The sequence below is a fragment of the Streptomyces sp. NPDC037421 genome (genome assembly GCF_055602105.1).
In genome coordinates this window covers 68181-81671 of sequence record NZ_JBVJWV010000008.1, presented here as the reverse complement: position 1 = coordinate 81671, position 13491 = coordinate 68181, and the positions used below count along the sequence as shown (strand labels likewise).

13 protein-coding genes are annotated in these 13491 nt (G+C 74.2%); 12 read left to right on the top strand and 1 reads right to left on the bottom strand.

Annotated elements, in window-relative coordinates; genetic code table 11:
• The first annotated feature begins 37 nt into the window (after positions 1-37).
• From ACZ7IF_RS14615 to ACZ7IF_RS14570, 10 genes are all read left to right on the top strand, one after another.
• On the top strand, positions 38-262 hold the full coding sequence (locus ACZ7IF_RS14615; RefSeq protein ID WP_470969607.1) for a hypothetical protein: 225 nt from the start codon (positions 38-40) through the stop codon (positions 260-262).
• Positions 263-624: 362 nt separating this feature from the next.
• Positions 625-1143: a DUF2617 family protein gene (locus ACZ7IF_RS14610; RefSeq protein WP_042801168.1), complete on the top strand. Its 519-nt coding sequence runs from the start codon at positions 625-627 to the stop codon at positions 1141-1143.
• Between the two features lie 107 nt (positions 1144-1250).
• The gene (locus tag ACZ7IF_RS14605) at positions 1251-2891 is read left to right on the top strand and encodes a polyamine aminopropyltransferase (protein WP_470969604.1); all 1641 of its coding nucleotides are present in this window, start codon (positions 1251-1253) and stop codon (positions 2889-2891) included.
• 54 nt (positions 2892-2945) lie between these two features.
• The gene (locus tag ACZ7IF_RS14600) at positions 2946-3779 is read left to right on the top strand and encodes an SRPBCC domain-containing protein (RefSeq protein WP_470969601.1); all 834 of its coding nucleotides are present in this window, start codon (positions 2946-2948) and stop codon (positions 3777-3779) included.
• 19 nt (positions 3780-3798) lie between these two features.
• Positions 3799-4587 (top strand): aldose epimerase family protein, encoded by a 789-nt coding sequence (locus ACZ7IF_RS14595; protein ID WP_470969597.1) that lies wholly within the window; start codon positions 3799-3801, stop codon positions 4585-4587.
• Positions 4588-4608: 21 nt separating this feature from the next.
• Positions 4609-5148, top strand: a complete 540-nt coding sequence (gene pyrE / locus ACZ7IF_RS14590) for an orotate phosphoribosyltransferase (protein WP_267034081.1) — start codon at positions 4609-4611, stop codon at positions 5146-5148.
• Between the two features lie 302 nt (positions 5149-5450).
• Positions 5451-6473: a class II fructose-bisphosphate aldolase gene (gene fbaA / locus ACZ7IF_RS14585; protein ID WP_007265022.1), complete on the top strand. Its 1023-nt coding sequence runs from the start codon at positions 5451-5453 to the stop codon at positions 6471-6473.
• A 228-nt stretch (positions 6474-6701) separates the two neighbouring features.
• Entirely contained in the window at positions 6702-7409 is a 708-nt protein-coding gene (locus tag ACZ7IF_RS14580) for a ScbR family autoregulator-binding transcription factor (protein WP_470969592.1), read from the top strand.
• A gap of 73 nt (positions 7410-7482) precedes the next feature.
• A complete protein-coding gene (locus ACZ7IF_RS14575) occupies positions 7483-8190 on the top strand; it encodes an AfsR/SARP family transcriptional regulator (RefSeq protein WP_470969588.1) in 708 nt (235 codons plus the stop codon).
• A gap of 135 nt (positions 8191-8325) precedes the next feature.
• Positions 8326-10257, top strand: coding sequence for a helix-turn-helix domain-containing protein (locus tag ACZ7IF_RS14570; RefSeq protein ID WP_470969582.1), 1932 nt, complete (start codon positions 8326-8328; stop codon positions 10255-10257).
• A gap of 20 nt (positions 10258-10277) precedes the next feature.
• Here ACZ7IF_RS14570 and ACZ7IF_RS14565 read toward each other — a convergent pair whose 3' ends face one another.
• On the bottom strand, positions 10278-11465 hold the full coding sequence (locus ACZ7IF_RS14565) for an IS701 family transposase (protein ID WP_470969578.1): 1188 nt from the start codon (positions 11463-11465) through the stop codon (positions 10278-10280).
• A 277-nt stretch (positions 11466-11742) separates the two neighbouring features.
• Between ACZ7IF_RS14565 and ACZ7IF_RS14560 the strand changes: the two genes are divergently transcribed.
• Positions 11743-12843, top strand: a complete 1101-nt coding sequence (locus tag ACZ7IF_RS14560) for a CE1758 family FMN-dependent luciferase-like monooxygenase (protein ID WP_470969575.1) — start codon at positions 11743-11745, stop codon at positions 12841-12843.
• Between the two features lie 163 nt (positions 12844-13006).
• Positions 13007-13420, top strand: a complete 414-nt coding sequence (locus ACZ7IF_RS14555; protein WP_470969572.1) for a DUF3151 domain-containing protein — start codon at positions 13007-13009, stop codon at positions 13418-13420.
• Positions 13421-13491: the final 71 nt, after the last annotated feature.

The following is a 13491-nucleotide window of genomic DNA, read 5'->3' as shown; positions in this document are numbered from 1 at the left end:
CGCCCGGGGGACCGGGTGTCAGAAAGGGGGCGAAGCCATGCTCCTGGGTGTGGTCATCGTCGTCGCGGTCGCCGGATTCCTCATCTACGTGGTGTCGCGCTTCACCGGGGGCGGGGGCTCCGGCTCCGGCTCCGGCTCGAGCTGGTGGGCGGGCGGCGGGGGCTCCTCGTCGTCCTCCTGCGGCTCGTCGTCGTCCTGCGGTTCGTCCTCCTCGTGCGGGTCCTCGTCCTCCTGCGGTGGCGGAGGCTGCGGGTCCAGCTGACACTGGTACGTGCGCCGCGGGCCGCGATCCGCATCGTGTGCGGAAGACGCGCGTACCCCGTGTGGACAAGACGCCCGGCGGGGACAACTTCCTTCGGGCGTCTTCTTGTTCGGGCCGGCACTACGGCGTACGGGCGGCGTCGTGTTGAACACGTGAACCGTGAAGCCCCCGGGGGGATGTAAACCCCGTCAAGTTGGGTAAAAACGCTGTGAGTGCCGTGCCTTTCATGATTCCCTCGGTTGAGTAGACCAGTCCCCGGACCTCCCGGGACTTCCTGTGGACCCGTGCCGGTGTCCCCCCACCCGTTGACTACCGCTGGCGGGCCCCGGCCCATCTCCCTCGCGCGTTTGCGGAGCCGACTCATGCTCACGACCCTCCAGACCACCTACACCGACACGCGTGCCGCCGATCTCGCCTGGGCCCTGGGACGCGACCGGCTGCCCGCCCTGGCCGTACTGAACCTCCAGCTCGCGGACGCGAAGGTGGAGTTGCGCCTGCTCGGGGCCTCTCATCAGGTGCTCCTGGAGGAGGGCGAGGTGCTCTGCTCGGAGACGGTCGCCTGTATGCCCGGCAGCAGTACGCCGCTGCCGCTCGGCGTGGCGAAGCGGGTGGGCGACTGGGAGTACGAGTTCGCCGCGCGGGTCGAGACCCTCTCCCGGGGGTCCTTCGCGGGGCGGGCGCAGGAGCTGCTCGCACTGGTCGCGGATCATCCGAACGGGCTAGCCGGCACCTTCCCCGGTGACCCGCACGCGTTCACCGCGATGCTCGCGCAGCGGCACGAGGGCCAGGTGCGCTGGCGCACCTGGCACGCGTACCCGCAGGAGGGCCAGCTGGTGGCCACCCGCACCCGGGTGGGCGTACGCATGGGAGCCCCCGTCTGATCCCCGTGGGCCGCCCCTCGCGATTACGCCAACTGGCCCGATCGAGGCGGCACTTGCACCCATGTGGGTGACAGGGCGCCGGTGGGCGGTGACGTACGGTTCGCTGCATGATCGACCGTTCCGCCCCCCGCGGGGTGCTCCCGGCGGCGGAGCCGCGGGGCGTGCAGACCGTCCAGGCCGCCCTGCCCGTACGTCCCCGGACCGGCCGACTCCTCGTGCTGGCCACGGTGTTCGTCTGCGCCGCCTGCGGGCTCGTGTACGAGCTGGAGCTGCTCGCCCTCGGCTCGTACCTCATCGGCGACTCCGTCACGCAGGCGTCGGTCGTCCTGTCCGTCATGGTCTTCGCCATGGGCGTCGGCTCCCTCCTCGCCAAACGCCTGCGCCACCGGCCCGCCTTCGGGTTCGGCGCCATCGAGGCCGCGCTCGCCCTGCTCGGCGGCTTCTCCGCCATGTCCCTGTACGCGAGCTTCGCCTGGCTGGGGGAGTCCCGGCCGGCCCTCGTCGCGTTCTCCTTCGGCATCGGAGTGCTCATCGGCGCGGAGATCCCGCTGTTGATGGTCCTCATCCAGCGCATCCGCAGACAGGACGCCGGCGGGGCCGTCGCCGACCTCTTCGCCGCCGACTACGTGGGCGCCCTGGCCGGCGGGCTCGCCTTCCCCTTCCTGCTGCTCCCCGTGCTCGGCCAGCTCACCGGGGCCATGCTGACCGGCACCGTGAACGCCGTCGTCGGCGGCGGACTCGTCCTGTGGCTGTTCCGCCACGACCTCAGCAGACGCTGCCGCTGGCTGCTGGTCACCGCCAACGCGACCGTCATCGCCCTGCTCGCCTCCGCCACCCTCCTCGTCGACGACTTCGAGCGGGCCGCGCGCACCGCCGTCTACGGCGCCGAGGTACGGGTCGCCGCGCAGACCGGAGTGCAGGAACTGGTGCTGACGGGGCCGTCCACCGGCTCCCCGCGCTCCCTGGACCTCTTCCTGGACGGGCGGCTGCGGGTCAGCGGCTACGACGAGTACCGCTACCACGAGGCCCTGGTCCACCCCGCGATGACCGGCCCGCACGCCCGCGTCCTGGTCCTCGGCGGCGGCGACGGGCTCGCCGCCCGCGAGGTGCTGCGCTACCGGGACGTCGCCTCCGTCACCGTCGTCGAGCTCGACCCCGGCGTGGTCCGCCTCGCCCGCACCGACCCGATGCTCTCCGCGCTCAACGCCCGGGCGTACGCGGACCCGCGCCTCGGCGTCGTCACCCAGGACGCCTTCCGCTGGCTGCGGGGGCCAGCCGCGCGGGACCGCTTCGACGTCATCGTCTCCGACCTGCCCGACCCGGGCATCACACCGAGCACGAAGCTGTACTCGCAGGAGTTCTACGGGCTCGCCGCGCGGGCCCTGAAGCCGGGCGGGCGCATCGCGGTGCACGCCGGCCCCCTCACCACGAGGCCGCGCACGTACTGGACCGTCGAGTCCACCCTGCGCGCGGCCGGGCTGCTCACCACCCCGTACAGCACGGGCGGCCGGCTCTCCGGCTTCGCCGCCGGGCCCGACCGCACCCAGGGCGCGGCCGACGCGCCGCCGCAGGACTGGGGCTTCGTGCTCGCCTCCCGCGACCGGGTCCCCGAGCTGCGCGTGGACCGCGACACCCCCGCCCTGCGGGCCGTGTCCACCCGGGGGCTGCGGGACGCGGCCCGGGACGCCGCCCGGAGCAGGCCGGCCGGGCTCCCGCCGTCCACGCTGCCGCATCCGCGTTACCACTGAGTCGGGGCGTCGTGTCCGTGTGCAGGGGCGGGTCCCGTCGGTAGGCTCGGCCGCATGGAGCATCAGGTGTTCGTTCCGGTACCGGCACAAGACGTCCGCGCCGTGCTGCGCGACCCCGCCCGGGTGGCCCGCTGCGTCCCCGGGCTCCAGCAGGACGCCGACACCGCCTCCGGGCCGCTGGCCGGGCGGCTCAAGGTGCGGGTCGGCGGCCACGCCGTGACCTACCGGGGCGCCCTGGCCCTCGCCGAGCGGGACCCGGACCACTTCGCCGCGGAGGGCGAGGGCACCGAGGTGCGGGGCAGCGGCACCATCACCCTCGCGCTCGTGCTGCGGCTGGTCCCGCACGACGGCGGGACCCTGCTGGAGTTCAGCGGCGGGGCCGCCGCCGACGGCCGGGCCGCCGCCTTCGACCCGGGGGCCACCGCCACCGCCGCCGGACGGCTCCTCGACCGCTTCGCGGCCAACCTGGCCGGTGCGGCCGGCACCGCGGGCGATCCCGTCGCCGAGGCCGGGGAGGACGCGCCGGGCCCCACCGGGGCCGTGCCGTCCGTGTTCGACACCGAGGTGCCGCCCCCGTCCCTCGACCCCTTCCTCGAAGGAGAGTTCGCGGACTTCGCCTCCTTCGCCGAGCCGGAGAAGGAGGAGGAGCCCGAGGCGGCCCCCGCCGGCCCCGGACGCCCGCCGGCCGAGGCCGCCCACGCCCGCCGCACGATGATCGGCCGCAGCGCCGAGGAGGTCGACCACGCGCCCCCGCGCGGCCGCTACGCCCCGGTCCCGGCGCCCTCCGCCGCGGGCGGCGGGAACGGCCTGCGCTGGATCGCCCCGGCGGCTGCCCTGGCCCTCGCCTCGGCGGTCGTGGTCGGAAGGGCGTTGCGCCGCCGTCGCTGACGCGCCGTAGGGTCGCCGTATGACTACGCGACTGAGCGCCGGCGGCGCCGAACTCACCATCGATCAGGAAAACGGCTGCCGGGTCAGCGGTCTGCGCGTCGACGGCATCGAGCTGCTGCGGCAGGGCCCGAAGTTCGGGGCCTTCCCCATGGTCCCGTGGTGCGGGCGCACGGCGAACGGGCGGTTCCACGACGGCGCCGCCGTCCACCAGCTGCCGCTCAACCACCCGCCGCACGCCATCCACGGCTTCGCCCGCGACGCGCCCTGGAAGACGGCCTCGGCCACCGGCACCACCGCGGCCTTCACCTACGACCTCGTCGACCCCTGGCCCTACTCCGGCCGGGTGACGCAGCTCTTCGAGCTGGGCGGGGACGCGCTGACGATCCGCCTGGGCGTGGAGACGTACCAGGACTCCTTCCCGGCGCAGGCCGGCTGGCACCCGTGGTTCAACCGGGTCCTGACCGAGGGCGGGGAGCCGGCCCGGATCGGCTTCGACCCCGCCTGGCAGGAGGAGCGCGACGAGGACCACATCCCCACCGGCCGCCGCACCGACCCGAAGCCCGGCCCCTGGGACGACTGCTTCGGGATGCCCTACGGGGTCGACGTCACCCTCACCTGGCCCGGTCAGCTGGAGCTGAAGGTCACCAGCCCCGCCGAATGGGTGGTCGTGTACGACGAGCAGCCCGAGGCCGTCTGCGTCGAGCCGCAGTCCGGCCCGCCGAACGGCCTCAACACCCTCCCGCGCCTGGTCACGCCGGTGGACCCGCTGGAGGTCTCCACGACCTGGACGTGGCGGCGGCTCGGCTGACCCGCAACTAAGCTCGACGGCATGACTGACGTACGCGATGCGCTTCTGCAGCAGATCAAGGACAAGGCCGTCGTGCACGGCAAGGTGACGCTCTCCTCCGGCAAGGAAGCCGACTACTACATCGACCTCCGCCGGATCACCCTCGACGGCGAGGCCGCCCCGCTGGTCGGGCAGGTCATGCTGGACCTCACCGCCGACCTGGAGTTCGACTGCGTCGGCGGCCTGACCCTGGGCGCCGACCCGGTCGCCACCTCGATGCTGCACGCCTCCGCCGCGCGCGGCGAGCGCCTGGACGCCTTCGTCGTCCGCAAGGCGCAGAAGGCCCACGGCATGCAGCGCCGCATCGAGGGCACCGACGTCAAGGGCAAGCGCTGCCTGGTCGTCGAGGACACCTCGACCACCGGCGGCTCCCCGCTGACCGCCGTCGAGGCCGTCCGCGAGGCCGGCGGCGAAGTCGTCGCCGTCGCCACCATCGTGGACCGGGGCGCGGCCGACGCGATCGCCGGGGCCGGCCTGCCCTACCTCACGGGCTACCAGCTCGGGGACCTGGGCCTCGCCTGACCCCTCTGCGCGGGCTCCGGCCGTCTCGGATCGTGGTCGCGCGGGGGTGACGGGCGGGCCCGGGACCGGGTGCGGGACAACTGGTGACCAAGGTCCCGGAAGTCTTCGCTCCGGTCCTGACCTGCGGCTTTCCGGACGGGCGGGGTGTTTCACGTGAAACACTCCGCCCGCGCCGGTAACCGGGGTCTGACAGGCGGGGTGGAGTGTTGCGCCGAGTCTGGAAAGATAGGCGCGACGGCGACGTCGCCCCCAGGTCAGGGCCCGCAATAAGCACACTCCCCGCACATCCAAGGAGCGGACAGATGCCCATCGCAACCCCCGAGGTCTACAACGAGATGCTCGACCGGGCGAAGGCAGGCAAGTTCGCCTACCCGGCCATCAACGTCACCTCGACCCAGACCCTGCACGCTGCACTGCGCGGCTTCGCGGAGGCCGAGAGCGACGGCATCATCCAGATCTCCACCGGCGGTGCCGAGTTCCTGGGTGGCCAGTACAGCAAGGACATGGTGACCGGCGCGGTCGCCCTGGCCGAGTTCGCGCACGTCGTCGCCGCCAAGTACGACGTCACGGTCGCGCTGCACACGGACCACTGCCCCAAGGACAAGCTGGACGGCTACGTACGTCCGCTCCTGGAGGTGTCCGCCGAGCGCGTCGCCCGCGGCCTGAACCCCCTCTTCCAGTCGCACATGTGGGACGGCTCCGCCGAGACCCTGGCCGACAACCTGGCCATCGGCCAGGAGCTTCTCGCCAAGGCCGCCGCCGCGAAGATCATCCTTGAGGTCGAGATCACCCCGACCGGCGGCGAGGAGGACGGCGTCAGCCACGAGATCAACGACGAGCTGTACACCACCGTCGAGGACGCGATCCGCACCGCCGAGGCCCTGGGCCTGGGCGAGAAGGGCCGCTACCTGCTGGCCGCCTCCTTCGGCAACGTCCACGGCGTCTACAAGCCGGGCAACGTCGTCCTGCGTCCGGAGCTGCTCAAGGACCTGCAGGCCGGTGTCGCCGAGAAGTTCGGCAAGGCCTCGCCGTTCGACTTCGTCTTCCACGGCGGTTCGGGCTCCACGCCCGAGGAGATCGCCACCGCGCTGGAGAACGGCGTCGTGAAGATGAACCTCGACACCGACACCCAGTACGCCTTCACCCGCCCGGTCGCGGACCACATGTTCCGCAACTACGACGGTGTCCTGAAGGTCGACGGCGAGGTCGGCAAGAAGTCCACCTACGACCCGCGCACCTGGGGCAAGCTGGCCGAGGCGAGCATGGCCAAGCGCGTCACCCAGGCCTGCGCCGACCTGCGCTCCACGGGCACCAAGCTGAAGTAAGCGGCGAGGACCCGGAAGGGTTCGCGAGGACCTGAGGAAGGGGTCCGCCGGTCCGTCACGGGCCGACGGGCCCCTTTTCCGCGTGCCGTGCGGTGGATTCGGGAGGGATTCGCCCGAGGTGACATACGCCGGTGGACGCGCGGCGGCGCGATGGTGTGGAATCTACTACCCAGAGAAACGTACCCGTGGGGATGTAAAACCGGCGGGCCAGGAGAGGCGACGCCGCAGATGAAGACAGAGCGACCCCAGGTGAAGCAGGACCGGGCGGTGCGCACGCGTCGGGCGATCCTGGAGGCGGCCGCCGTGGTGTTCGAGGAGCACGGCTACGACGCCGCCAAGCTCTCGGACATCGTCAACATCGCGAAGGTCACCAAGGGCGCGCTCTACTTCCACTTCGACTCGAAGGAGGCCCTGGCCCAGGCCGTCATCGACGCGCAGAACGAGTCCCAGCCCGAGATGCTGCCGCAGCAGTACAAGGCGCAGGAGTTCGTGGACATCGGCATGGTCTTCTCGCACCGGCTGCGGCACGAGGCGCTGATCCGGGCCAGCGCACGGCTCACGCTGGAGTACGGCAACCAGCACCTCGACCGGGCAGCCCCCTACCAGGCGTGGATCGACCTGCACAGCGAGGTGCTGGCGGAGGCACAGCGGCGCGGGGAGCTGCTGCCGAACGTGGACCCGGTGGTCCCGTCCCGGCTGATCGTGGGGGCGTACGCCGGGCTGAACACCATGTCGAACACGCTCGGCCTCGACCTGGACGCGCAGGTCGCGGAGCTCTACACGCACGTGATGCCGAACGTGGTGGTACCGGCCGTGGCGATCCGGCTCGACACCGCTCCCGGGCGGGGAGCGCGAGCGCTGTTCGGGCCGCAGGGCGGGCACGAGTGCCGGCCCTGCGGCCAGGGCGGTGTGCCGCCGCGGGAGCCGGCCGAGTAGGCCGGCCCCTCCCTCTTCCAAAAAAGATCCTTCTGGGTATGATTTTTCTGCTCGCCTGCCCAGGGAGATCACTGTGGACATTGAGGTACTCGGCACACCGCGGGTCATCGAGAACGGTGTGCCCATCACGGCCCCCACGCCGGAGTCCCGGCACGTCCTGGCGGTCCTCGCGGCCTGTCCCGACCGGGTCGTCCCCGTTTCCGTGCTCGCGGACGAACTGGTCCGCCGCGTCCCGCCCGAGCACGCCCACGCCGCCCTGCACACCGCCGTACGCCGGCTGCGCGAGCGGTTCGCGGAGGCGCTGGGAGCCGGCTCGGTACGAACTCCCGAGGCCGTGCTGTCCACCCGGCCCGGCGGGTATCTTCTCGACACCGCCGGCGGCCGCTGCGACGTCCGCGAGTTCGAACGCGAGGCCGGCGCCGGATACCGGGCCATGGAACGGGGCGACTTCGCGCAGGCCGCCGCGCGGCTCCGCCGGGCACTGGACCTGTGGACCGGCCCCGCCCTGGACGGCATCGACGCCGGGACCTGGCTCCGCGGCCGCATCGCCTGCCTCGACGCCGACCGGCTCTCCGTGCTCGGCCAGTGGGCCGAGGCGGAACTCGCCCTCGGACGCCACCGCGAGCTGCGCCTCGCGCTCGCGGTCCTGCGCGGCTCCGGAGCCGGCCGCCCCGGCGGCGCCTACCTGGCGGCGCTGCGCCGGGCCGAGGCCCGCGTCGAGGCCGCCCGGCGGATCCGGCCGGCCCCCGGGCCCACCCTGACCGGCGCCGCCCGCACCTGACCCGCGGCCGCACCCGGACCCGCCGCCACCCGACCCCGGCCGGTCCCGGGCGGCCTGCTTGACCCCTCGCCCGACGGAACCTAGGTTCGGGGCCGGGGACGGAAAGCGGCTGGTCGGGGTGGGGGGAGCGGTGGTATGCGACGCGGGGACGGGGGCGGCCCGCTGGCCGTACTGGAGCTGCTCGCGCAGGACGCCCCGCCGAGCCGGTACGAGACCCTGCTGGCCGAGGCCCGCGACGCGGGCGCGGACGAAGCCGAACTCGCCGCCCTCACCCGGGCCGTGGACCTGGCCGGCTCCGTGCGGGCCCGCGCGAGCAGGGGCAGACAGCGCGAGGCCGCCCTCACCGCCCTCGTCGACACCGCCCACGACCTGACCTCCCCGTACGACATCGACGGCCTGCTGCGCCTGATCACCCGCCGGGCCAGGCGCCTCCTCGGCTTCGACATGGCCTGGCTGTCGCTGAGCCGCCCGGACGGCTCCGCGTACGTGCGCACCTCGGAGGGCGAGACCACCGCGCTCAACGTCGGCCTCGAACTCGGCACCGGCCGGGGCCTCGGCAGCATCGCGCAGGCCCGCCGCTCACCGGTGTGGACCCCCGACTACCTCGCCGACTCCTCCATCGCGCACGCCCCCGGCATCGACGCCGTGGTCGAGGCGGAGGGCCTGCACGCGATCATCGCGGTCCCGCTGCGGCGCGGTAACTCCACCCTCGGCGCGCTCTACGGATCCGACCGCGCCGTACGGGAGTTCACCCCGGACGAGATCGGCATCATGCTCTCCCTCGCCGACCTGGCCGCCGTCGCCATCGAGAAGGCCCGGCTGCTGGAGCAGACCCGCGACGAGGTCACCGAGCTGGCGGCCTTCGGCTCGCGCACCAACACCGCCCTCACCCGGGTCCGCTACCTGTGGGAGTGCCACGCCCGGCTGGCCGGGCTGGTCCTGGACGGGGCCGGCCTCGCCACCCTCGCCCGGGCCACCGCCGACGCGCTGGACGGCGTGCTCCAGGTACGCGACCCGGGCGGGCGGCCGCTGACCGCGACCGGGGAACTGCCCGGCCTGGACGAGGACGTGGTGACCAAGGGCGCCCTCCAGGCGCTCACCGACCGGCGCCCGGTGCGCCTGCCCGGCGACCTGTGGCTCGCCCCCGTGCTGGCGGGGGCCGAGGACCTCGGGGTGCTGCTGCTGAGTGCCTCCGAACCGCTCGCCGAGGAGGACGTACGGCTGCTCCAGCTGGCAGCCCAGTCCGTGGCCTCCCTGATGCTGATCCAGCGCGGCACGGCCGCCGCCGAGGGCCCCGTACACGACGAACTCCTCGCCGACCTGCTGGAACGCCCGCACTCCGTCGACCTGCACCTGCTGGAGCGCACCCGCCGCCTCGGCATCGACCTCGACCGCCCGCACGTGGTGGTCGTCGCCCGGCCCGAGGGCGGCGAACTGGGCAAGGCCGTGGCCTGGGCGTCCTCGTACGCGTACCGGATGGGCGGGCTCAAGGGCGTCCGCCGCGGCTGCATCGTCCTCGTCCTGCCCGGCACCGACGCCTCCGCCGCCGCGCACCGGGCCTCCGGGGAGCTGTCGCCGCTGCTGGGCCACGCCGTGTCCACCGGGGCCGCCGGACCGACCGGGAGCCCGGGCGAGGTGGCCCGCGTCTACGCCGAGGCCGTGCGCTGCCTGGACGCGCTGACCGCGCTCGACGGGGTGGGCGGTACCGCCTCCCTGCGCGAACTGGGCTTCCTCGGCATGCTGCTGTCCGCCGACCACGACGTGGAGTCGTTCATCGCGGCCACCATCGGCCCCGTCCTGGAGTACGACGCGGACCGGCTGACGGAGCTGACCCGCACCCTGGAGGCGTACTTCGCCTCGGGCGCCAGCCCCACCCACGCCGCCGAGGCCCTGCACGTGCACCCCAACACAGTCTCCCGCCGGCTGGACCGCATCGCCGAACTCCTCGGCCCCGACTGGCAGAAGCCCGCCGGGGCGCTGGAGATCCAGATGGCCCTGCGGCTGCGCAAGGCCCGTACGGTCCTGCACGACCGCCGCACGGCCGCCGACCGCTCGGACGCCGTGTAATCCCGCCCGGCCCCGTCCGCCTACGCGGCCGCGTAGTGCTCCGCGCCGGTCAGGGCGCGGGCCGCGTGCGCGACCGAGGCCAGCGTGACGTGCCGGTGCCAGCCGGGCAGGGCCCGCCCGGCGAAGTCGCGCAGGCCCGCCTCCTGGCCGCTGTGCTCGGCGGCGAAGCCGACCCGCCGGCCCTGCTTGGTCAGCCGCAGCAGCGGGCCCACGGGGAGCCGTACCAGGTCCGTCACCCACAGCTGCGCCGGAGGGCGGCGCGGGTCCGTCCACTCGCCGACCAGCAGCAGGTGGCGGCGGCGGGCCGGGGAGGGGTCGGGCATCATCACCCGCACCGCGACCGCCAGGGTGCTGCGGTGGCGGCCGCCCGGGAACGCGGGGTCCGGGTCGGTCCACTCCACCGGGGTGCACAGCCCCTTCACCGACTGCAGGACGTCCCGCGCGGGGCGCGCTCCGGCGCCGTGGCCGGGCAGCGCGGGGTCGGTGACGAGCAGCGGCGTCGACGGCGCGACGCGGGCGATGACGGGCAGTCCGGCCTCGGCGAAGCGGTTCATCGTGGAGCGGGTGCCGATCCGCTGGATGTCCAGCACCACCGGGCGCCGGTTGCCGCTGCGCCGCACCGTCTCGATGACGGCGTCCGCCGCGGACTCCTCGTAGGCGGCCTGCGCGTCGGCGGGTTCGAAGGCGCCGGGGGCGTCGGGGGCGTCGGCCTCCGGCAGGTGCATCCGCCACCCGACCGGCGTGACCAGACCGGCCGAGGCGAACCAGGTCCCGAAGGCCTGCTGCCCCCGGAACATCTGCCCCTGGTGCGGGTCGAAGCGGTGCGCCACCCCCACCGAGTGCTCCCCGCCCTTCGGGATGGCCATCGGCTGCGCCACCCACGCGGTCAGCGGGGTGGCCGCCTGGAGGAACCCCGCGAGGGAGGCGCGGATCGGCTCCCAGTCCCAGGTGGAGCCGGAGATGAAGTGGTGCATGCTCTGCTCGGCGGCCCCGCCCCCGACCTGCCCCGCGATCCCGCGCATCGACTTGCGGCCGGGCAGCGCGAGCAGCCCCTGCACGTACTGCCGGCCCTTCTCCCGCTGGTCCTTGCGGCGCAGCGAGGACAGGACCGCGGAACACAGGTCGTCGGCCGCCTCCCGGGCCGGGTCCCGCCGGACCGGGGCCACCGTGCCCGTGCCCGTACCGGTGCCAGTGCTGATGCTGCTCATGACCGCTTTCACGACATGCCCCCCTCGGCGTGCGTCCACTGCACCTCTACCGTCGGCCGAGCACCCCCCTTCCGGGGAGGTGTGCCGGTCACCGCACTTGGCCGGAACGTGGTGGGGCCGCCACCACCCCGGTGACTTGACGGACTGCCGGGGCGGACCTGGCCGGACCGCCGCGAATCGGGCACGGTCGGATCGCGGGGCCACGAGCCGCGGTGCCGGGGCCTGCCCCCCGGTGCCGCATCCCGCGCGGCGGTGGTGGCGACACGGGAGGGGCGGGGTGCAGTTCGGCATCTTCTCGGTCGGCGAGGTCGTGCCCGACCCGTCGACCGGCCGTACGCCGACCGAGCACGAGCGGATCCTGGCCATGACCGCGCTCGCCCTGCGGGCGGAGGAGGCCGGGCTCGACGTCTTCGCCACCGGCGAGCACCACAGCCCGCCCTACGTGACCTCCTCGCCGCCGACCCTGCTCGCCTACCTCGCCGCGCGCACCCGGCGGCTGATCCTGTCCACCGCCACCACCCTGGTCACCACCAACGACCCGGTCCGGGTCGCGGAGGAGTACGCGCTGCTCCAGCACCTGGCGGGCGGGCGCCTCGACCTGATGACCGGCCGGGGCAACACCCCGAACTGCTACCCGTGGTTCGGCCAGGACCTGCGCCAGGGCATGGCGCTGGCCCGGGAGAACTACGCCCTGCTGCGCCGCCTGTGGCGGGAGGAGGACGTCGACTGGCAGGGCCGCTTCCGGGCCCGCCTCGACGGCTTCACCTCGGTGCCCCGCCCGCTGGACGGCGTACCGCCCTTCGTGTGGCACGCATCGGTGCGCTCGCCGGAGACCGCGGAGCAGGCCGCGTACTACGGCGACGGCTTCTTCGCGGACAACCTCCTCGGGCCGGTCGACCAGTACGCCCGTCTGGTGGAGCTGTACCGCGCCCGGTACGAGGAGCACGGCCACGGCACCGCCGAGCAGGCGGTCGTCGGGCTCGGCGGGCAGGTCTTCGTACGGGCGCGCTCGCAGGACGCGGTGCGCGGGTTCCGCCCGTACTTCGACCGGTCCCGGGTCTACGGCGGGCGCTACTCGCTGGAGGAGTGCGCGGCGCGGACCCCGCTGGCCGTGGGCAGTCCGGACCAGGTGATCGAGAAGATCCTCACCTTCCGGGAGGTGTACGGGGACTACCAGCGCCAGCTGTTCGCCGTGGACCATTCCGGGCTGCCGCTGGAGGCGGCCCTGGAGCAGGTCGACGTGCTGGGCGAGCGGATCGTTCCGGTCCTGCGCCGGGAGCTGGCCGCCTCCCGTCCGGCGTCCGTCCCCCCGGGCCCCCGGCACCCGGCGACGGGGCAGGGGCAGGGGCAGGGGCCGGGGCGCGAAGCGGGCGGGTGACGCGGGCGGGTGACGCGGGCGGGTGATCCGGGCGGGCCGGCGCGCGCTCCCGGCTGGCCGTGACGCGGGCGCCCGGATCGGGGCGCGTGATCCGGGTGCGTGATCCGGGCTCCTGATCCGGGCCCGGCCGCCGGCCGTCGGCTCCGTCGGCCAGACTGGGGCCATGTCGATTCACCAGAACCTGCTCGGGGGCCCCGCCCCCACCCACCTGCCCGACGAGCCCGCGCCCCGCGAGGCCCTCGCCGCCGGTACCGACCCGGCCGAAGTGGCCGCCGCGCACCCCACGTCCTCCCTCGCCTGGGCCGCCCTCGCCGACCAGGCCTTCGCGGCCGGCCGCACGGTCGAGTCGTACGCCTACGCCCGTACGGGCTACCACCGCGGCCTCGACGCGCTGCGCCGCGCCGGCTGGAAGGGCCACGGCCCGGTGCCGTGGGAGCACGAGCCGAACCGCGGCTTCCTGCGCGCCCTGCACGCCCTGGCGCGGGCCGCCGGGGCCATCGGCGAGAAGGAGGAGTACGAGCGCTGCTCGACCTTCCTGCGCGACTCCTCGGAGACGGCGGCGGACACGCTCGCATAACGCTCTCCAGGAGCGCCCTAGAGGGCTTCCGGATCCCCTGCTTATGATGCGGAGCAGGGGACCGGGGCTCC

What these genes read in the sequence shown, in the direction of transcription:
- ACZ7IF_RS14615 (WP_470969607.1), top strand. Translation starts at nt 38, where the DNA reads ATGCTCCTGGGTGTGGTCATCGTCGTCGCGGTCGCCGGATTCCTCATC.
- ACZ7IF_RS14610 (WP_042801168.1), top strand. Translation starts at nt 625, where the DNA reads ATGCTCACGACCCTCCAGACCACCTACACCGACACGCGTGCCGCCGAT.
- ACZ7IF_RS14605 (WP_470969604.1), top strand. Translation starts at nt 1,251, where the DNA reads ATGATCGACCGTTCCGCCCCCCGCGGGGTGCTCCCGGCGGCGGAGCCG.
- ACZ7IF_RS14600 (WP_470969601.1), top strand. Translation starts at nt 2,946, where the DNA reads ATGGAGCATCAGGTGTTCGTTCCGGTACCGGCACAAGACGTCCGCGCC.
- ACZ7IF_RS14595 (WP_470969597.1), top strand. Translation starts at nt 3,799, where the DNA reads ATGACTACGCGACTGAGCGCCGGCGGCGCCGAACTCACCATCGATCAG.
- pyrE (WP_267034081.1), top strand. Translation starts at nt 4,609, where the DNA reads ATGACTGACGTACGCGATGCGCTTCTGCAGCAGATCAAGGACAAGGCC.
- fbaA (WP_007265022.1), top strand. Translation starts at nt 5,451, where the DNA reads ATGCCCATCGCAACCCCCGAGGTCTACAACGAGATGCTCGACCGGGCG.
- ACZ7IF_RS14580 (WP_470969592.1), top strand. Translation starts at nt 6,702, where the DNA reads ATGAAGACAGAGCGACCCCAGGTGAAGCAGGACCGGGCGGTGCGCACG.
- ACZ7IF_RS14570 (WP_470969582.1), top strand. Translation starts at nt 8,326, where the DNA reads ATGCGACGCGGGGACGGGGGCGGCCCGCTGGCCGTACTGGAGCTGCTC.
- ACZ7IF_RS14565 (WP_470969578.1), bottom strand. Translation starts at nt 11,465, where the DNA reads ATGAGCAGCATCAGCACTGGCACCGGTACGGGCACGGGCACGGTGGCC.
- ACZ7IF_RS14555 (WP_470969572.1), top strand. Translation starts at nt 13,007, where the DNA reads ATGTCGATTCACCAGAACCTGCTCGGGGGCCCCGCCCCCACCCACCTG.